Annotated in this window: 19 protein-coding genes; 5 read left to right on the forward strand and 14 right to left on the reverse strand. The window is 34.8% G+C overall.

Features of this window, described 5'->3' with window-relative positions:
- Positions 1-278: 278 nt before the first annotated feature.
- The 13 genes from DFR56_RS14175 to DFR56_RS14240 form a co-directional block, all read right to left on the reverse strand.
- Complete coding sequence (locus tag DFR56_RS14175) at positions 279-1178, reverse strand: glycine betaine ABC transporter substrate-binding protein (RefSeq protein WP_110396101.1); 900 nt, start codon at positions 1176-1178, stop codon at positions 279-281.
- A gap of 11 nt (positions 1179-1189) precedes the next feature.
- Entirely contained in the window at positions 1190-1828 is a 639-nt protein-coding gene (locus DFR56_RS14180; protein WP_110396102.1) for an ABC transporter permease, read from the reverse strand.
- Positions 1825-2787: an ABC transporter ATP-binding protein gene (locus DFR56_RS14185; protein ID WP_110396155.1), complete on the reverse strand. Its 963-nt coding sequence runs from the start codon at positions 2785-2787 to the stop codon at positions 1825-1827. Before DFR56_RS14185 ends, DFR56_RS14180 begins: the two co-directional genes overlap by 4 nt.
- Positions 2788-3910: 1123 nt before the next feature.
- Positions 3911-4330 carry a DUF1259 domain-containing protein gene (locus DFR56_RS14195; RefSeq protein WP_244916538.1) on the reverse strand — a complete coding sequence of 140 codons (420 nt, stop codon included), beginning with the start codon at positions 4328-4330 and terminating at the stop codon, positions 3911-3913.
- Between the two features lie 71 nt (positions 4331-4401).
- A complete protein-coding gene (locus DFR56_RS14200; protein ID WP_110396104.1) occupies positions 4402-5577 on the reverse strand; it encodes a YhgE/Pip domain-containing protein in 1176 nt (391 codons plus the stop codon).
- 49 nt (positions 5578-5626) lie between these two features.
- Positions 5627-6241: a TetR family transcriptional regulator gene (locus DFR56_RS14205; protein ID WP_110396105.1), complete on the reverse strand. Its 615-nt coding sequence runs from the start codon at positions 6239-6241 to the stop codon at positions 5627-5629.
- A 411-nt stretch (positions 6242-6652) separates the two neighbouring features.
- Positions 6653-7423 (reverse strand): class B sortase, encoded by a 771-nt coding sequence (gene srtB, locus DFR56_RS14210; protein WP_110396106.1) that lies wholly within the window; start codon positions 7421-7423, stop codon positions 6653-6655.
- A 21-nt stretch (positions 7424-7444) separates the two neighbouring features.
- The gene (locus DFR56_RS14215; RefSeq protein WP_110396107.1) at positions 7445-8215 is read right to left on the reverse strand and encodes an ABC transporter ATP-binding protein; all 771 of its coding nucleotides are present in this window, start codon (positions 8213-8215) and stop codon (positions 7445-7447) included.
- The gene (locus tag DFR56_RS14220) at positions 8205-9188 is read right to left on the reverse strand and encodes a FecCD family ABC transporter permease (protein ID WP_110396108.1); all 984 of its coding nucleotides are present in this window, start codon (positions 9186-9188) and stop codon (positions 8205-8207) included. Before DFR56_RS14220 ends, DFR56_RS14215 begins: the two co-directional genes overlap by 11 nt.
- 33 nt (positions 9189-9221) lie before the next feature.
- Positions 9222-10106 (reverse strand): heme ABC transporter substrate-binding protein IsdE, encoded by an 885-nt coding sequence (gene isdE / locus DFR56_RS14225; protein WP_110396109.1) that lies wholly within the window; start codon positions 10104-10106, stop codon positions 9222-9224.
- Positions 10107-10280: 174 nt separating this feature from the next.
- Positions 10281-13967: an NEAT domain-containing protein gene (locus DFR56_RS14230; protein ID WP_158525655.1), complete on the reverse strand. Its 3687-nt coding sequence runs from the start codon at positions 13965-13967 to the stop codon at positions 10281-10283.
- A 30-nt stretch (positions 13968-13997) separates the two neighbouring features.
- The gene (isdC, locus tag DFR56_RS14235) at positions 13998-14636 is read right to left on the reverse strand and encodes a heme uptake protein IsdC (RefSeq protein ID WP_110396111.1); all 639 of its coding nucleotides are present in this window, start codon (positions 14634-14636) and stop codon (positions 13998-14000) included.
- Between the two features lie 24 nt (positions 14637-14660).
- Complete coding sequence (locus DFR56_RS14240) at positions 14661-15383, reverse strand: NEAT domain-containing protein (RefSeq protein WP_110396112.1); 723 nt, start codon at positions 15381-15383, stop codon at positions 14661-14663.
- Between the two features lie 377 nt (positions 15384-15760).
- On the opposite strand from DFR56_RS14240, the gene DFR56_RS14245 reads away from it, so the two are divergent.
- Genes DFR56_RS14245 through isdG form a run of 4 tightly spaced genes read left to right on the forward strand, consistent with a single transcriptional unit; the run spans position 15761 to position 18813 of the window.
- Positions 15761-16714: an ABC transporter substrate-binding protein gene (locus tag DFR56_RS14245; protein WP_110396113.1), complete on the forward strand. Its 954-nt coding sequence runs from the start codon at positions 15761-15763 to the stop codon at positions 16712-16714.
- Between the two features lie 2 nt (positions 16715-16716).
- Complete coding sequence (locus DFR56_RS14250) at positions 16717-17712, forward strand: FecCD family ABC transporter permease (protein WP_110396114.1); 996 nt, start codon at positions 16717-16719, stop codon at positions 17710-17712.
- The gene (locus DFR56_RS14255; protein ID WP_110396115.1) at positions 17712-18518 is read left to right on the forward strand and encodes an ABC transporter ATP-binding protein; all 807 of its coding nucleotides are present in this window, start codon (positions 17712-17714) and stop codon (positions 18516-18518) included. Before DFR56_RS14250 ends, DFR56_RS14255 begins: the two co-directional genes overlap by 1 nt.
- Positions 18493-18813 (forward strand): heme oxygenase, encoded by a 321-nt coding sequence (gene isdG / locus DFR56_RS14260; RefSeq protein WP_110396116.1) that lies wholly within the window; start codon positions 18493-18495, stop codon positions 18811-18813. The genes DFR56_RS14255 and isdG overlap by 26 nt, the downstream gene beginning before the upstream one ends.
- Positions 18814-18975: 162 nt before the next feature.
- On the opposite strand, the gene DFR56_RS14265 is transcribed toward isdG, so the two are convergent.
- Positions 18976-19563, reverse strand: a complete 588-nt coding sequence (locus DFR56_RS14265) for a lysophospholipid acyltransferase family protein (RefSeq protein WP_372442935.1) — start codon at positions 19561-19563, stop codon at positions 18976-18978.
- 245 nt (positions 19564-19808) lie between these two features.
- Between DFR56_RS14265 and DFR56_RS14270 the strand changes: the two genes are divergently transcribed.
- Positions 19809-20030 carry a CDGSH iron-sulfur domain-containing protein gene (locus DFR56_RS14270; RefSeq protein ID WP_110396118.1) on the forward strand — a complete coding sequence of 74 codons (222 nt, stop codon included), beginning with the start codon at positions 19809-19811 and terminating at the stop codon, positions 20028-20030.
- Positions 20031-20042: the final 12 nt, after the last annotated feature.

Genomic DNA, 20042 nt, shown 5'->3' on the forward strand with positions numbered 1-20042 from the left:
ACAATCTATCGTATTTCATTATTCAATATTTCAGTTAACAATCCGAACAACGGATTTGTTATTGGTTTTCACTCTAGGTGTTATACATCCTCGAATATAAAGATTTTTCAATGTGTCATGTTCGGATTTATCCTTGGAATTAGCATTGATGAATTAACTCATCAGCAAACATAATAGGGTTGTCCTAAAAATGTTTATTTAAAGGACAACCCTATTAATTAAATTTAATCTACTGAAAAAAAGATAGCAAATCCAGTTCTTCACCATTAGATACAATTTCAGCCTTCGTTTGGAATCAATCCTTTTTCAATTAAAAATTGACGTGCCACCTCTTCCGGTTTTTCATCATCAATATCAACACGTGCATTCATTTGCAACATATCTTCTTCACTAATTTGACCTGCCAGTTTATTAATAGCATCTGCCAATTCTGGCATTTCTTCTAATAGTTCTTGGCGTACAATTGGAACTGCATCATATTTAGGGAAAAATTGTAGGTCATCTTCCGTCGTTACTAAATCAAACAGCTGTAATCTACTATCTGTTGTGAATCCAGGAATGACATCCACTTCCCCATTTTTCACAGCATCATACATAATATTAGGATCAAGACTTTTTGTATCAGAAAACTCAAATGGGTAAGCTTTTACTAAATCATCATACCCTTCTCCCACTCGTTCATAAAATGCATGCGGTGCACCGAAAACCATCTCCTTCCCTTTCGAATATTCCGCTAAATCTGAGTACGTAGTAGCATCGATTCCGCTTTCTTTGGCGTATGCAAGTGTATACGTATTTTCAAACCCCAATGGTTCAAGCCAGGTGACATCATATGCCTCCTCATAGCCCGCTTTCACTCGCTCATAAACACTTTCCGAACTTTCTCCTGGTTCTGTTTCCTCTTCAAGAACATCCATCAGTCCTGTTCCAGTATACTCAACATATACATCGATTTCTCCTTTATCAATAGCTGGAGTAAGAATTGCCACTTCTCCTAATCCGTCTTTATATGTCACTTGATAATCAGTATGCTCCTCGATCACTAATCCAAGTATGTAAGGTAGAATAAATTGTTCTGTCCAAGGTTTACCACTGATTATTATTTCTTGTTTCCCTCCACCACAAGCAGTTAGTAAAACGACGATAAGAATGGTACTTAAGAAGAAACGTTTCATCATTAAAACCTCCATTATATTTTTAACCCTTTTGGTGTCACCTTTTTCTCTATTCCTTTTAAAACGATATCGAATAAAATCGCAAGGAGAGCTACCGGTAATGCTCCCGCTAACACAAGCGAATTATTGTATGATTGTAGCCCACGATAAATGACATCACCAAGTCCACCTGCACCGACAAATGTTGCAAGTGTCGCAATCCCGACTGTTAAAACAGTCGCTGTTCGTATTCCCGCCATAATAAATGGCAATGCCATCGGAAGCTCGATTTTTGTTAATATTTGATTTGGAGTCATCCCCATTCCACGACCCGCTTCAATAATCGATTGATCTACTCCTGTTAAACCAGCATATGTATTTCGTAAAATTGGAAGCAAAGCATAAATAATTAAGGCGACAAGCGCTGTCTTTGAACCGATCCCAATTAACGGTACTAAAAACCCAAACAAGGCGAGACTTGGAATCGTTTGAAAAATTGCTGTTACACCAATGATTGGTTCAGCGTATTTGCGATATCTCGCTACGTACATTCCGAGCGGTAATGCAATAAGCACCCCAATAGCAAGAGCGACAAAGGAAAGGAAAATATGTTGGAAAAACGCCTCTAAGATTAAATCTGATCGATCGACAACCGTTTGAAAAAATGTATTCACTTTTGTTCGCTCCCTTGAATTGCAGCTTGAAGAAGTGTGTGATAGCCGACATAACCTAAAACGGCTCCATCTTCCATTACCTCGAGCCGACCATCTGGATCTTGATCAAGTTTTTTTATTGCTTGTCGCATCGTCATCGAACTTGTAGCAGGTTGCACCGAACTTGTCGTACTCTTTTCAAATAAAGCCTGAAATTCCTTTAACTGTTTTTCACCAAAGTCTCTTTTCCTATTTATCCGTTCGATCCCTATAAACTCCCGCACAAATTCATTTACTTGATTCGCTAATAATTCAGCCGGTGTTGCCATTTGTTCAATTTGACCATCTCGCATGACGATAATAACATCCGCTATATCCAAAGCCTCATCCATATCATGTGTGACAAACACAATTGTTTTTTGAATTTTCCTTTGTAATTTTTTCAACTCATATTGCAATTGTTCACGACTAATCGGGTCCAGTGCTGAAAACGGCTCGTCCATTAAAATGATATTAGGATCACTTGCAAGGGCACGGCTTACGCCAACACGCTGTTGTTGCCCACCAGAAAGTTCTAGAGGGTATCTTTTTTTAAATGTCTCTGGTTCTAAATCCACTAAATATAATAATTCATTTACTCGCTCCTTTATTTCAGCTTTTTTCCAACCTAATAGTTCGGGTACAAGGGCTACATTCTCTGCTATTGTCATATGCGGAATAAGGCCAATCCGCTGAATAACATAACCAATCGACCGTCTAAGTTCAACGGGGTCTTTTTTTGATACAGGTTGTTCATCTATGTATATTTCTCCACTAGTCGGTGTTTCTAAACGGTTTACCATTTTCATTAATGTTGTTTTTCCACAACCAGAGGGGCCTATAATTGCTGTTAACTTATTTGTAGGTATTGTTACCGAAACGTCTTTCAATGCTTCTGTACCATCAGAAAAGCGTTTACTTACTTGCTCAAATGAGATAATGTTCATCGCTCCTTTTCCATTTTATTTAAAATTGATTTTAACAGAAAAGGGAAGTGCGGTGAAATGTTATGTCCATATAAATTGAATCATTTAGAAATGATGGAGGGAAAAAGCTTGCAAATCTTGAGGGTGGCACTCACCCCTCCTATCATTTAGTGACATGTAATATTCCCACTGTTGCGAATCTAATAAAATATTGTGTATTTTTGAAATATTTTTTGAATCTATTTAAAATATAAATAAAGTAGGGGTTTTATTAATCAGATTGAAGTTGAATAAATATGCGTAAGTTTCATTTCGTTTTAAGGGAAATTATCCTTTTCATCCTTGGTGTATTTTTTATATTTGGAACTATAGCTTTTATTAACTTTTTGAGAGATAACCCGTTTCAATGGCAAGACGCGTTTTTTCAATCATTAGTTACTGTGATTTTCATTTTCTTTTTTTATTATTTTTTTGAGTACGTTAAAAAAAGAGATGAAAAAAAAGATGATGATGAGAAGTAGTGTTTGCTCATTAATGAAAGATCGATATTTAGGGCTATTGCTCGGTTTAAGAAAAAAAGACCAATCCGGTGGTTACCCCCAAAAGTTAGAGTTTTTATTATGAAGCTGATTGGCTGGATTGAGTTCGGTATTCGACTGGACTCAATCCAGCCAATTTTTCTTAATTCGTCCCTCTTTTTCTAAAGCTATTTTCCACATACTAAATAGTGCAATGATAATGAATGATTTGCACATCTGATCCTCTAAATTCCCTCCACTATAAAATTCAGTTGAAATAGCCAATTACCTCATATGTTGCTAGTAATACTTCTAAATCAACAGTACTAACAAATGTAGATAAGTCGGATTCGTAAGTATTTGTTTGATGAAACGGACCTGAATGCTTTGACGCATAAATATAATATGCGAAAAGATTATGGTGCAAGGAGCTTTATGTGCTGTTCTTGAATTTATGGAATGGTCTTCTAATGTGGTATTTTCGAAAATGAGGGATCAAGGAGCACCCATGCTCATACCGAATAAAAAAACTCCGCAAACAAACCGTTCTAAATAATTAGAAATAACCTTTTATTTAGAAGTCGGTTGGATATTAGTGGAGTTTTTTCCCGTCATCTTTATTATTTTTTCGGGACTGGTAAACTATTTAGTTGTGTAAATGCATAGGCGATTTTCTCTGCAAATTGTAGTGGGGGCTCAATTGATTGTAAATGTATATACATAATTTGTGGCTTTGTAAATAGCCAGTGATTGTGAATTGCCCCTACAACGATTCCTTGTTGAGTCGCAGCAAAAGTAAATGCAGGTAATTCCTCTTGTAAAATTGCTACTTCAACTAAATTCAATGCATTTCCTTCTTGGTCTAAAGATTGAAAAGTAACATCTACCCCTAATATAGAAGATGCATTTTTCCCTTCTATTTTTGCATCAAATGATCGATGGAAAGACACCGTACATACTCCATTTTCCGTCTTACCTTTTCCATGTAATATGTTAGCAAATTGATCACATATTGAATGAAATGCCATTCCTGTTTCCATCACTTCACCCTCCCATTTCATCTTATGAATTTGCCCAAAATAAATGAATAAAGGTAAGTAATTTTTTACGTTTATTTCGCTTTTGTTAACCTTCCTTTTATCAAAACACTACCGATAGCGATGATAAATGTTATTCCAATAATAATAAATAAATTTTGCACATCTGATCGTAAGTTCCCTCCACCATATATCAAGCTGAAATAGCCATTTACTCCGTACGTTGCTGGTAATATGTCGCCTATTCTCTGAAAAAAAGAAGATAATAATTCACGAGGAACAATCGCACCTGAGCTTACTAATTGTGTTGCTACTAAGGCAATATTGAAAATCATCCCGGGATTACCAAATAACATGACAAATAATTGGGATAGCGATAAAAAGCTATATAACAAAGTAGCCTGAAATCCCCAAACAACAAAAAAATCTCGATCAATACGAATATCAAAAAGACTCATCAGACCAATAATAAATAACGAAAGTGTTAGGGCGACAATTAGATTAATAAATTGTCTTGTAAAAAATAACGAAAACGTATGATGTTGGGATCTTACGTTATTTTCCGCAAATTGTAGATGTTGACTTAAAAGCATTGCACCAATATAAGATGCTAATACAACTAAAAGCGGGATCATTGTTGCAGCAAAACCTTCACGTTCATTAGTTAATATAATATCTTTTTGAATTGGATTTACTAATTGATGTTGCTGCACTACTTCGACTACTTGACTTGCAACTTGCTGAACCATGTCCTTGTTGTCTGCGTGAGCCGCAATGGACTTGGGAATCTCCTTTGCCATTTGTTGCTCAATCACCGTATAAACTTGCCCATTTATTTCTGTATTCATTTCTGTTGCAACTTTTTCCATCATTTGTTTCGTTAACGAAGGACTAGACTGATTAATATAGTAATGAATAGCCGTTTCATATCCCTTTTGCAGCTGCTCTGTCATCCCTTTTGGGAGGTGGATAATCATATTTACTTTTCGTTGATTCAAATCTTTCTCAGCATCTTTTAATTCAGTATAAAGCTTCACATCAACTATTGAATCATCTTCTAGTTGTTTTTCAATTTGCTTTCCATATAGAATGTCTTCATTAACGACCGCTATTTTCAACTGATCTGTCCGGTCAAATACACCATCATACGCGGTCAACCAGACAATGAAAAAAATAAGCTGAAATAAAATAGCAACCGCAATTCCTAATAATGTTTCTTTTTGTTTGAAAAAACCTTTCATCACTTTCATATTATACCTCCTTAAAGCAAGTACATGCTTACATAGCGTGTAAAAAAAATTAGTTGAGTGCCTGGATAAAAAAATCAATATTATTTTCAACAAAATTTTCAATAGACAACTTTTCCGTAATGGAATTCATTCTAGAGTTCATGAAAAAGTAGCCAATATTTATAAAGATGAAATTTGTTGCAATGACAGAAGGATCCACTTTTTTTAATTTCTTTTTTTGAATCATTTGATCAAAATAGTCTTCTAATATCTGTTTAAATTTTTGTGGAATAAAAGATAATAACTCATCGAGCTCAGGAAATTCAGCTGCTTCTCTAAAACTTAATAAAATTAACGGCTTTTTTTCCTCTACTAATAATTGATATTCTTTTGCAAGCATCTTTAAATCTTGCTCCAAATCCCATATAATTTTTTGCTCAAATGTATTTGCCAAAAGATCGACGAAAGCATATTTATCTATGGCCGCTTCAACAATTCCCTTTTTATTTCCAAAATGACGAAATAGTGTCACTTCATTTACTCCTGCTCGTTCTGCAATTGCCCTTGTTGTCGCCCCTTTATACCCTTTTTCATTTACTAATTCGATAGCTGCATCAATTATTTTATCCTTTGTAGAAATAATCAGTAACGTCCTCCTCCGTAAATGTAAGTACCCACTTGCTATCGTCTATTATATTCTTTCATCATATTGATGTCAATCAAAATTTATCATACACACGCAACATGTTAAATGATCTATGAACAAAATGACGAATCAACTGAACAAATTATCCAGATTCGCCATATAATTGGGAAGATGCGCTATATTAACGCGTGGAATCGCCATATGACCGCGAAGATGCGCCATATAATCGGGAAATATCGCCATATACTTGCGAAGAATCGCCATATGAGAAGTATTGAACATTACTCGCATTGTGAATTGGCCTGAACAAACACGAAGTATGGCCGACATCGGTTAGAAAGCCGTTCAAATATCGGTCTAATATCGCCATATTATTTCCTCCATAATAAAAAAGGTAATCCAATTAGCGTTTACGGATTACCTTTTCCTATATATTTAAATCTGTTCGCATTATTCTTTCTCAACTAATTTGGCGTGGACGACAAGACGCCCTTCGTCTGGATCAAGCGTATAATCACAAGTAGACAAAGTAATCATTTGATCATCTTCGCTTACTGATACATCCGTTTGATAGATGGATTTTTCATGAATTTCTTCTAACAATGATTTATACTCATCCCTAGATTCAAATTCTGTTTGGATATAATCAAAGTCGGTTGTCGTATAATAAACCGCAAATACTTCAGCATCATAACTGCCATATAAAGTGTCAAAATAAACTTTTGAATGATGAGTAAAAAAGTCCTTATCTACGTATTTTGTTAACTGATTAAACATTGTCTCATCTTTCATACGGTGACCATATAAAACGATATTTTGATTATCCAACTGAAGCTCATTTCGATAATCCATAAAAATACTACCAGCCCGCGACTCTTCCCCTTTATAATTTCGTGTTAAATAATAATCATTATTTTCCGCTTGTAAAATGGGGTAATTAATTTTAGTATCATCAATTGCAATCCATCCAACGATTTCAGAATTTATTTCGTGTAATTCATTAAACTGTTTGCGAACTTCCAAAGGATCAATAATTTCTTCTTCCTGATCAAAACTATGATAAATTTGTTGTACTTCTGCCAATACTTGTCGGTTATGATAATAATCTAGCCCAATATCGCTTAATGCATAAATAGAATAAATAAAAACGATTAAGCACACAAGTGTAAAAAACCGTGATATCCTTTTTTTTATTCGATTTGGTCTTTTAGTTTCATTCATTCTATCACCCCATTTTACAAATCAAATCCCTATTGGAATTGTGAATAATCCTGCTTGTTCGTCTTCTTTAACAGACACATCTACCCCATATATTTTCTTGATGATGCTTTTAGTAATAACCTCTTTAGGTTTTCCTTGTGTAACTATTTTGCCATTTTTCATGACAATGATGGTATCACTATATCGAATAGCCTGGTTTATATCATGCAGTACCATGACAATAGTAAGACCTTGGTCTTTGTTCAATCTTTTTACTAACTCCAATATTTCATATTGATAGTATATATCGAGGTAGGTAGTTGGCTCATCCAAAAACAAAAATGGTGTTTGTTGTGCCAACGTCATCGCAATCCAAACCCGTTGACGTTCACCACCAGATAATGTATTAATTGGTTTATTTCTTTTATCTATTAAGTTAGTTTGTTCCATTGCCCATTCAACAACCTCTTTATCAGTTGTTTTATTTGATGAAAACATTGATTTATACGGCAACCTTCCGTAACTTGTTAGCCTTTCGACCGTCATATCTGCTGGTGCACTATTATGTTGATGAACAACGGAAATTTTTTTGGCCAGTTCTTTTGATTTCACCGTTATTAAACTTTTTCCATCCATGACGATTTGCCCTTTTAAAGGGACATAATTATTAGCCATTATTCCAAGCAATGTCGATTTACCACAACCATTTGGGCCAATAATTGTCGTTACTTTTCCAACATCAATCTTACCACTTACATCATCTAGATGGTTCACTTTATGATCATATGAATAGGTAATATGATTAATTTCCATAAATTCGATCACTCTTTCTTAGTAAGAATATAAGGAATGGTCCTCCGATTAAAGCCATAATAATCGATGCTGGAATTTCATTAGGTGCTATAATCGTACGTCCTAACGTATCAGATAATAAAATTAATAGTGCCCCTAATAAACTTGAAAAAGGGATTAACCATTTATGATCTGTTCCTACCAATATTCTACCAATATGTGGAACAAGCAATCCGACAAACACAAACAACCCCGCCGTTGCAGTTGCAACCGATGCTAATAAAACAGCAATAGCAGAAATAACAAATCGGGCAACATTCACGTTCAGTCCTAAATTTTTAGCTGTTTTATCTTCAAGCGCTAAATAATTACACCATGAATAAACGAGGATAGCTAAAATTAATCCAATGGAACCGTAAATAACCATTATCTCTACATCAGCCCACTTTTTCATGGACAATGTTGAGGTCGTCACTTCTGTTACCATACTAGATGTGTAACTACCACGGTAATGAAACGTTTGACTTAAACTTGTAAACACCGCATTGATCGCCACCCCAATTAAAATCATCCGTAATGGATCAAGACCTGACTTCCATGAAAATGAATAAACGAGGAAAAAAGCTAATGCACCACCTAAAAATGCAAATAACGGAGTGAAAAAGAATAATGTAGGAAAAATAGAGACCATTAACATAGTCATAAATCCTGCTCCTGATGATACCCCAATAATCCCGGGCTCTGCCAACGGATTTCGCATCACTGATTGCAACAATACACCTGAAACAGAAAGGGCTGCTCCAGCAAAAATGGCGATAATAATACGTGGTAAACGTAAATCTTTTATAACTTGCACATCATTATTTGTACCAGAGATTAGTCCATTCACTAATTCAGTAAAAGAAACTTGAATACTCCCTGATGTTGCTGAATAGATCGTCGCTATACATAATAAAACGATTACGACAATAAAACTTAAGGCTTTTTTATTCATATATGACACCCTTTTCTCTTGTACCAATACGTCTTAACCTTCTGGATAGAGCATTTCGAATAGCTCATCTAATGCCTCTACTGCTGCAATACTAGCAGTCGTTCCAAAAAGAAGTTCATCCAGGTCATATACTCGATCGTTTTTAACAGCATCAAAATGTTTCCATATGTCATTTTCTTTGAACTCTTTATCAAACATTTCAACTACTTCTTCTGGCATCCCATGTGCTGCTCGTAAAATAATATCTGGATTAGATTGCTGTAAATACTCTGTATTGGATGCAAGATATTCAACACTTTCTCCAGAAAAAACATTCTCTCCTCCTGTTTTCGCTACTAAATCACCAATATACGACCTGTCTGTTGCAACTAGATAACTTCCTGGTACTCCCATTAAAATAAGTACTTTTGGTGATTCTTTATCGGCAATTTTCTCTTCTATTTCTTTTGTTTTTTCTTCAAAGTCTGACACGATTTTTTCCGCCTGTTCTTCCCTATCGTATTGCTTTCCAATACTCAAAATTTCTTCATTCATATTGTCGATACTATCCAAATTAACGTATCTCGCGTCAATATCTGCATCATCAAAAACAGTTTCCAAATCATATTTTATCGTTGACACCGACATAACTTCCTTTGGTTGTAAAGACATAATAAGTTCCAAGTCAGGACTATGGGCACCGCCAACCTCCGTTATACCATCATAACGTTCTGGTAAAACTTTATAACTTGATGGAATTCCTATTAAATCGATTTCTAATACATCCATTATTTCTGTAACAGCAACCGTAGTAGCTACAATTCGATTATTTTCTGGATCATTATTTTCCTTAGGTTCCGCTGTTGCATCATTATTAGTGGAACAACTAAATAAAAATAAAGAACTTATGATTGAAATAAAAAATAACTTTCGTTTCATCTATCATTTTCCTCCTTTTTAGAGGTTCTAGTAAAGATAGGGAGCCTTGTCGCTAGATTACTAGACAACAAGACTCATTTCATTCTTTTTTGGCAGAAATATAAATGTTCTTACCTTATAAGTGTAACTTTAACTCGTGCCATAAAATGACGATAAGCCAAATTTTTTAATCGATTAATTAGTTGCTATTCCTTTTCGTAACTTAATGACTAAAGGAATTAGTGATCCGACTAATAATAGGGCAAATAAAACTATTCTCGCAGTATCTGCAGTTTTTGGATTTTTACCACCAGTTTTATCTTCTTTATTCGTACCATCGCTTTTATTCACTTTATCATCATCGTTACGGTCAAACTTCGGTACTTCATCTTCGTCAGTAGGTTTTTCTACTTTATCATTATCTTTTGGTTTAGATGGATCCACAGGGCCTTGTTTCGGATGTTCTCCTGCCTTCAAAAGCTTAATTGAATCAGGGTCAAATTTAAATTGCACATCGTACTCGTGATGATAATTAAGAGCTGGTATATCAACTTTCACCCATGCATTTAATAAACTAAACAGATCATCTACTTCAAATTCAACTACTCGAATATCTGACTTATTATTATTACTTAACACAGTTGGTGCAACAAGGGAACCGTTGTGTTCTGTTTTGAAATCAGTAATCCAAGAACTATTAGTTAACGTAATCGCAAGGTATTTCTTCCCATCTTTTACTTTTAAGTTTCCTGGACTTACAACATAGTCATTCATAACAGAAGTGTCAGATGTATTATTTTTTAATACTTTATATTCAATAGAATATTCTCCGTCTTCTAAGTTTCTCGGATCGATTTTAGGATCAGTTTTTGGTTCTTCTTTCGGGTCCTCTTTTGGATCTTCTTTCGGATCTTCTTTTGGATCTTCTTTTGGATCTTCTTTCGGATCCTCTTTTGGATCTTCTAACGGAATTCCACTAGGATCAAATGAAAAACGAATATCGTATTTATTGTCATATACAAATCCAGGTATACCTGTTACGATCACATGAATTTTTGCATTCAGTACTTCATCTAAGTTTTGCACGTTGAATTCTACAACACGAGTATCATTTGCTGCATCTTCGCTAATAACTTTTGCATCAATAAAGTTATGATCCGTAAATGAGCCTGGTTGTGTTGTTTGTGTTTTTAAATATTGCCACCATGAACTATTGTTTAATGTTACTTGAACGATTTGTTCTCCATCTTTGACTATTAATTTAGCTGGAGATTTCATGTAATCATTTGTCATGGAACGTTCATTACTAGTATCTTTTAAAATTTCAAATGGCAGACTGTATTCGCCATCTTTATATATACCGGTAGGATTCTCCTGTTCAGGGTCTTTATTCCCATCTTGATCATCTGGATCTTCAGGTGTTGGTTCCTCATCCTTAGGATCTTCTGGTGTAGGATCCTCTTCTTTATCTCCTGGATCTTCAGGGTCTTCTTGTGGATCTTCCTCACCAGGATCATTTGAACCTTCGTCAGTTTTTTTCACACTATTTCTTTCGAAAAATAACCGAACATCATATTCCCCGGTATAATTAGCTGATTCAACAAAAACGGTAACTTTCGCGTTTACAACTGCATCTAATTCGTCGATATCGAAAACAACATCACGAGTGTTTGCAGCTTCATCAACATTAACTACCTCAGCCTGCTTAAATTCCCCAGCTTGTTCCACTTGAAAATCTTTAATCGCTTCATTGTCTGTTAATGTAAATGTGACTGTATTTTTGTCATCATCAATCGTTAATTGAGCCGGTGCTTTAATATAATCACCCATGATTGACTTTTCAAATTCAGTTGCATGTAAAACTCTAAAATTAATCGTGTAATTGCCATTTTCTATTACAACCGGTTCTTCAGGTTCTCCTTGATCATCTTCTGTAGCTTCTTGTAAGCTACTCTCATCAAACAGCAACCTAATATCGTATTCACCAGTGTAATCTAATGAAGCAACATAAACCTTAATTTTCGCATTTACTACTTCCGTCAAGTCGTCTATATCAAATGTAATCACTCGTGAATTAGTTAACTCATTTACACTCACAACTTCAGATGAAATGAATTCTCCGTTTTGTTCCGTTTTAAAATCTTTAATTGCTTCATTATCTGTTAATGTAAATGTCACTTTCCCTATACCATCTTGAACAGAAAGAGAAGCTGGACGTTTAATATAGCTTGAAGCAGTTGAAGGTTTATCTTCTGTTTCATGTAATACATCAAAATCAATCGTGTAATTTCCATCTTCTATATCAAGCTTATTTGGATCCTCTCCGTCTTCACCTGGATCTTCTACTTCAGGATCTTTTAAAGGAATTTCACTTGGATCAAACTGTAAACGAACATCATGAGTCATCGTTCCAAATGGTGTATTCGTATCAATTGTTACTTTCCCATTGATGATGTCAGCTAAATTGCCAACAGTAAAACTGATAACTCTTCTGTTATTTTGATCGTCATGACTTTCAATGGTTGTATCAACGAACTCCCCATTATTTTCGACAAGAAACTCTGTTATCATATTACTGCTAGACAATGTAAGAGTTACTTTTGCAATGCCATCCTTAACAATTAGTGAAGCAGGATCAGAAACGTACCTTCCCATCGAAGATTCTTTATCTTCAGTAGCATGTAAAATAGTTAATGGTACTTCATATTCTCCGTCAATATAAATACTTTCTTGTGCAGGTTTCTCTTCCTTAGGATCTTCTTCAGGATCTTCCGGCGCTTCCGATGCTAAAGGAATGTCACTTGGATCAAATGAAAAACGAATATCGTATTTATTGTCATACTCAAATGGCAAGCCAGTTACAATAACATGAATCTTTGCATTTAGCACTTCATCTAAGTCTTGAACCTTTATTTCTACAACACGAGTATCATTTTCTGTATCTTCGCTAATTACTTTTGCATCAACAAAATTATCATCCGAAAATGAACCTGGTTGTGTTGTTTGTGTTTTTAAATATTGCCACCATGAACTATTGTTCAATGTTACTTGAACAGTTTGTTCTCCATCTTTGACTATTAACTTAGCTGGAGATTTCATGTAATCATTTGTCATGGATTCTTCATCTGAAGTATCTTTTAAAATTGTAAATGGTAAATCGTATTCACCATCTAGATAATTCCCTTCCGATGCCGGATCTTCTTTCGGATCCTCTGATGTTGGATCCTCACCTGGATCTTCTTTCGGATCCTCTGATGCTGGATCCTCACTTGGATCTTCTTTCGGATCCTCTGATGCTGGATCCTCACTTGGATCTTCTTTCGGATCCTCTGGTGTTGTATCCTCACTTGGATCTTCTTTCGGATCCTCTGGTGTTGTATCCTCACTTGGATCTACTAACGGAATTCCACTAGCATCAAATGAATAACGAATATCATATTTATTGTCATAATTAATCATTGGAACAATAACATGAATTTTTGCATTTAGTACTTCATCTAAGTCTTGCACGTTGAATTCTACAACACGAGTATCATTTGCTCCATCTTCGCTAATAACTTTTGCATCAACAAAATTATCATCTGTAAATGAACCTGGTTGTGTTGTCTGTGTTTTTAAATATTGCCACCATGAACTGTTGTTCAAAGTTACTTGAACGGTTTGTTCTCCATCTTTGACTATTAATTTAGCCGGAGATTTCATGTAATCATTTGTCATGGAGCGTTCATCACTAGTATCTTTTAATATTTCAAATGGAAGCTCGTATTCCCCATCCGCATATACTTTATCATCATTTGTTTCTGCGGAAACATATTGTAACGATGATAAAGCAGGAGTGAATGTTATTAAAAAGATTAATAAGATTGGAAAAAATCGTTTCATCAAATTCTCCTCTTTCATTATTTTTTCCTTTTATTCTGTTGCTAATTTACGAACTAAAAATATGCTAGAACCAATTAACATAAGCCCGAGTAACAAAACTGGAGTATTGTCGCCTGTCGGTGGGTTTTTTTCTGCTTCTTTCTCTCCACCTTCTTTATTGCCTGCCCCATTTTTCGTTCCTTCTTCTTTGTTCGTTTCGCCTGAATCATTACTACCACCTGCTCCTGGAACATTAGACGTATCAAACTGGAAACGAATATCATACTTATTGTCATAGTCAATATCTGGAACAATAACATGAATATTTGCTGGAACGATTTGATCTAAATCTTGCACTTCAAACTGAACAACTCTTGTATCTGCACCTTCATCCTCACTTAAAACAGTTACATCCTGTCCATTCACTTTAAAATATTGCCACCATGAACTATTATTTATTGTTAACTGGACAAGGTTCTTGCCATCTTTTACGACTAGTTTACCAGGTGAAGTAACATAATCATTTGTCATGGAGCGCTCATCACTATCACCTTTTAATACGGTAAATGGAACACTGTATTCACCATTTTCATATTTTGATGCAGCATCCACAGTATCCCCCTGATTTATTGAAAAGAAAGTCATGATAACAATTAAAGATAGTGCGAATATTTTGAAAATGTTTTTCATTAATATTTTCCTCCTATATCATATTTAAGCATTTTTGCGTCTAGCAATAGTCATTTTCCACAAAATGTAAATGAATAATGCTGTCGCAATTACTAAAATAATAATCATTGTAACTGAAATGCTACCACTTGAGGATTCATCATCAGCTTTCGTTGTTACAGATGCAACTTCATCATCGTCTTCTGTAGCTTCAGTTGAATTGTCTGATTGTTCCATTGGCTCCTGTCTCGGTTCAGCATCCTCCATTGGTTCGATTGTGCTTTCATCAAAATCATAACGAACCGTATAATGGTTGTCATATACTGGGTCCATCGTTTCAATCAATACGTGCATTTTAAACTCAAGTGGGTCAGTTAAATCTCGATCAAGTAAAAATTCGATTACCCTTGTTGTATCCTCTGGCTTCGTTGTATCCTCTTCATCTGCACTAACGACACCTACATCAACAAAAGAATCTCCAAGGGGTGCTTGTAATTCTTTTATCCAATAACTATGGTTCAAATGAAACTGGATATATTTCTCTCCATTTTCAACATATAAAGTGGCAGGTTTGTCAAAGTAATCATTTGCAATGGAAACGGAGTCGTTCTCAGCATGTAAAATATCATACTCTATAGAATAAGCACCATCTTCAAGATCATTTAGACTAGTTTCAGCAAATGACTTTTTCACTGGTATGAGCATCAATGTACATATACAGTAAAGTATCATGCATACTCCAATTAACCTAGTTGTCTTCTTCTCCAATCACTTCCCTCCTAACTTGATAAAATTGATTGAAATTGAGATTCATTCTCAATAACTAAGTAAAAAAATAAAGCCCTCTTGCTTATCTACAACTTCAGACTCTATCACTCTATGTATTTTTTATTGTTAAATAAAACCACCTCACTTCCAATCTATGAAGCTTTCACACAAATAATAATGAGAATCATTATCATTTATCCCTTTGCTTTACTATGATAACGGATAAAAAATAAAAGTCAAATTAATTATTAACCACTTTTAAAATTTTCTACCTCAAAATATAAAATTTTATATTCCTATTGACAATGATAATGATTTTCATTATCATTGTGTTAATTGAGAATTTCTCTCAGTTATACTTATAGGAGGCTTTGTTTATGAAGAAGGCTGTCATTGTTTTTTGTTCTATGCTCGTGTTCCTAATGGTCGGGTGTAGTTCCAACACAGATGAAACGACAAATCAAGGTAAGACCAAAGAAGCTGGCGAAAATGCAATCAGTATTACCGACTTTTCCAACCGGACAATTACTTTTGATCATATACCTGAAAAAATTGTTTCACTCGGAAATGGCGAAACAGATATTATTTATGCTTTGGGCGAAGAGGTTGTAGGACGTCCAACCGGTGATGCGGTAATAAAAGAATCAGAAAATGCACTGGAAGTTGGATCTTCACATAGTGCCGATTTGGAGAAAATAACTTCACTTGATCCTGATGTCGTTTTGGGAAACCATCCAATGAATTCAAACGATGTACAGTCTATTGAGAGTATAGGATCGGAAATGATTTTAACTAGTGCTAATTCGGTTGACGATATAAAAAAACAAATTACACTATTTAGTGATTTATTAAACAAGCGAGAAAAAGCTGATGAAGTAATACATATGATAGATGAAAAAATTGCTCAAATTCAGTCAGAGCAAACGGAAAAGAAACCAAGAGTATTGTTAGTATACGGCGCGCCTGGAACAAATATGGCTGCCTTACCCAATTCATTAAGTGGAGATATTTTAGAGCTTGCTGGGGGTGAAAATATTGCCAGTGACTACCCTAGTTTAGAAATGTATCCACAATATGCACAACTAAATACGGAAAGAATGATAGAATCAAATCCACAAATGATCTTATTAATGAGTCATGGTAATCCTGAAGAAGTAAAAGAAGGTTTTATAAATGATATGTCCAAAAATGCTGGTTGGAACGAGTTAGACGCAGTTAAAAATGATCAGTTTATTATTTTACCACATGATCTTTTCGGTACTAATCCAGGGACAAAAATAGTAGATGCACTCGATTATCTTCATGAGTTATTACAAGATGTGAAGGAATAAATATGACAATCCAGAAAAGAAATTTACGGAGAAAATATATTTCAATCATTACGCCTATTTTATTCATTGTTGTGACATTTTATAGTTTAACGTACGGACCTGTATCTATTTCTTTAGCCGAAATTTGGCATGTATTTTTTCAAGATGGAGAATCGATTCATCAAAAAATCATTATCGATGTACGACTTCCTAGAGTTATCATCGGAATTTTAGTTGGTGGCTGTTTAGCAGCTTCTGGAGCCCTACTTCAAGGCGTGATGAAAAACCCTTTAGCTGATCCCGGAATAATTGGCGTTTCCTCAGGTGCTGGACTCGCAGCTATTATTACAATGGTACTACTACCACAGTATAGTTTTCTTTTACCAATAGCTGCTTTTATAGGCGCACTTATTACATCACTCGCTATATATGTACTTGCATGGGACAGAGGAACATCACCTGTTAAGATTATTTTGGCTGGTGTTGCAATTAATGCTTTATTAGGTGCAGTTATGAATGGAATTATGGTCGTCTATAGTGAACGAGTTCAGGCTGTATTGCCTTGGCTTGCGGGAGGATTAACTGGAAGAGGATGGTTTCATTTAGAGTTCATGGCACCCTATGCGATTATTAGTATCATTTTATCCTTTTTTGCCATTAAACCAGCGAATTTATTACTTTTAGGTGATGATTCGGCAAAATTGTTAGGGCAAAAAGTGGAAGTGCAACGATTTTTACTTATTATCCTTGCTTCATTATTAGCAGGAGTAGCAGTTAGTGTTGCTGGGCTTGTTGGTTTTGTTGGATTAGTTGTACCACATATTATTCGTATTCTTGTCGGAGATGATTATACCTTCCTACTTCCATTCAGTATAGTGAGTGGAGCAATTTTAGTCGTTTTTGCAGATACAGTTGCGCGTTCTTGGTTTGACCCAATCGAACTTCCGGTAGGCATATTACTCGCATGTTTAGGTGCACCATTCTTTTTAATTTTACTAAGGAAAAGGAGAATATTGTAATGAAAGCTATTCAAACAAAAGGCATTTCATTAAAGATAGATAAGTTTCAATTAGATAATATTTCCCTTTCCATTCCAAGTCGAAAGATTACTTCCATCGTTGGTCCTAATGGATCTGGTAAATCTACCTTATTAAAAATAATTAGTAGATTAGTGACCGCAAACGATGGCACAGTTTATGTACAAAATAAAAATGCTAAAAACTACAAAACGAAAGAATTTGCCAAAACAATTGCAATGTTACCGCAATCTAAAGATATGTTACCAAATGTGACAGTAAGAGAATTAATTTCTTTCGGAAGGGAGCCGTATAAACATTTTCTATCCAATCGATTAAATGAAGAAGATGAAGAAATTATTGATGCAGCAATGAAAATGACTAAGACAACAAAGCATGAAAACCGATTGTTTTACAGTCTATCAGGAGGTGAGCAACAAAAAGTACGAATAGCGATGGCTCTTGCTCAAAAAACAGATATTCTTTTGTTAGATGAACCAACTACCTTTTTAGACATCGCTCATCAGTATGATTTAATGGAACTGCTACAACAAATTAATGAAAAGTACAACATGACAATTATTATGGTACTACATGAGTTACAACAAGCGGCAGCATATAGTCATTATATGATTGCAATGAAGCACGGGAACATTATCGAATGTGGAGTTCCTGAAAAGCTGTTAAGTACGAAGTTTTTACATGATGTTTATGAAATAGATGCACGTATATTATTTGAAGATGGATTTCCATTGATCATACCAAAAACAAGGAGGAAACAGAATGATTATTGTAACGAACACAACTAAAATTAAAAAAGGTGAAGGATACAAATTAGTAAACCGCTTCGATAAAGTTGGTAAAATTGAAAGCATGGAAGGGTTTTTAGGATTGGAAGTATTACTTACTGAAAATCTTCAGGATTATGATGAAGTAACCATTAGTACTCGTTGGGATTCAAAAGATTCTTTTAAAAATTGGACGAAAAGTGATGCATTTAAAGAGGCTCATGCCCATAACGGTGGAAAACCAGATTATATTATTACAAATAAAATTTCCTATTACGATGTAAAAATCACTCGTAATCCTATTGTAACAGCATAACACGAGGGTAGTAGAGATAGAATATAAAGACCCAATTATAGCGAATTCATTCTATTGATAAAAGCCCCCTTTCATCAATCAATGAATTAATAATCCAACTAACTTATTCCCCTTTCTTAAGTTAGTTGGAGTTTTTTTATTATGGCCATACCCCTAAATCCTTTACTTAATAGTCTGCTGTAGTTCCTTCAGCGCGTCATTTAGCTCCGTCATCATTACTTCCAATGCCTCTTTTTTAGATAAATCTTTACGTAACTGTATTGGCTTACCAAAAACGATTTTTGGTCTTTTGAATTTAAATAATTCTTTAAAATTATTTGGGCCTACATATGCTGCTGGTACAATCGGAGCCTTGGCATAACTTGCAATCGTAACTGCCCCTCTTTTTAATGGTACATCTTCACTCGTTCGCGTACCACTTGGGAAAATACCGACAATTTCCCCATCCTTAATTAATCGCATTGGTGTTTTAATGGAACTTGGTCCAGGATTTTCACGGTCGACAGGAAATGCATTTAAATGATTCATTAGCCAGTTAAGAAATCTAGATTCGAAAAGTTCCTTTTTCGCCATATAATGAACTTTCGTAGGTAAAATGGAAACACCTAACCATAAAATATCCACCCAACCTGTATGTGTACACGCAATGACGTATCCATCACTACTAGGTAAATTTTCTTTTTCATATACTTTTAAAAAACCAAACAAACTTAAGAAAAATTTCAATAAATATGCTGCAATATAATAGATCATCTCGTACCCCTCTTTAAAAGACAATATATACATTTCTACTTTACCATAAGCAAAAAAAATGTCGAGAAACAAAGATGATTTTATGCTACTTTTTTATTCTTCTTATGAATTGAATCCATTTCATCACTCTCATGTTGCTCCTCCAATTTTTGTGCTCTTTTCATTTTGTAAATAAATCATCCATTTATTAGAACTGATATTCATGTCCAATTTGAAAAAACTAAGATATGGAGGTGAACATAATGAAAACACCATCTATTCAAATGAAAGATAATGGCCCTTATCAAATAAGAGGATCATTTGCGTTAGTTGATGCAACAGGAAATAAGTATGAAGTAGGAAGTGATATTTCTTTATGTCGTTGTGGCAGATCTGAAAACAAACCTTTCTGTGACGGAACCCATGAAGAAATTGACTTTGAAAGTGCTCCACGTGCAGAAGAAAATGTAATGATCGAAGTTTAATTGTAAAGGGTG

This window comes from Pseudogracilibacillus auburnensis (assembly GCF_003201975.1).
GTDB lineage: Bacteria > Bacillota > Bacilli > Bacillales > Amphibacillaceae > Pseudogracilibacillus > Pseudogracilibacillus auburnensis.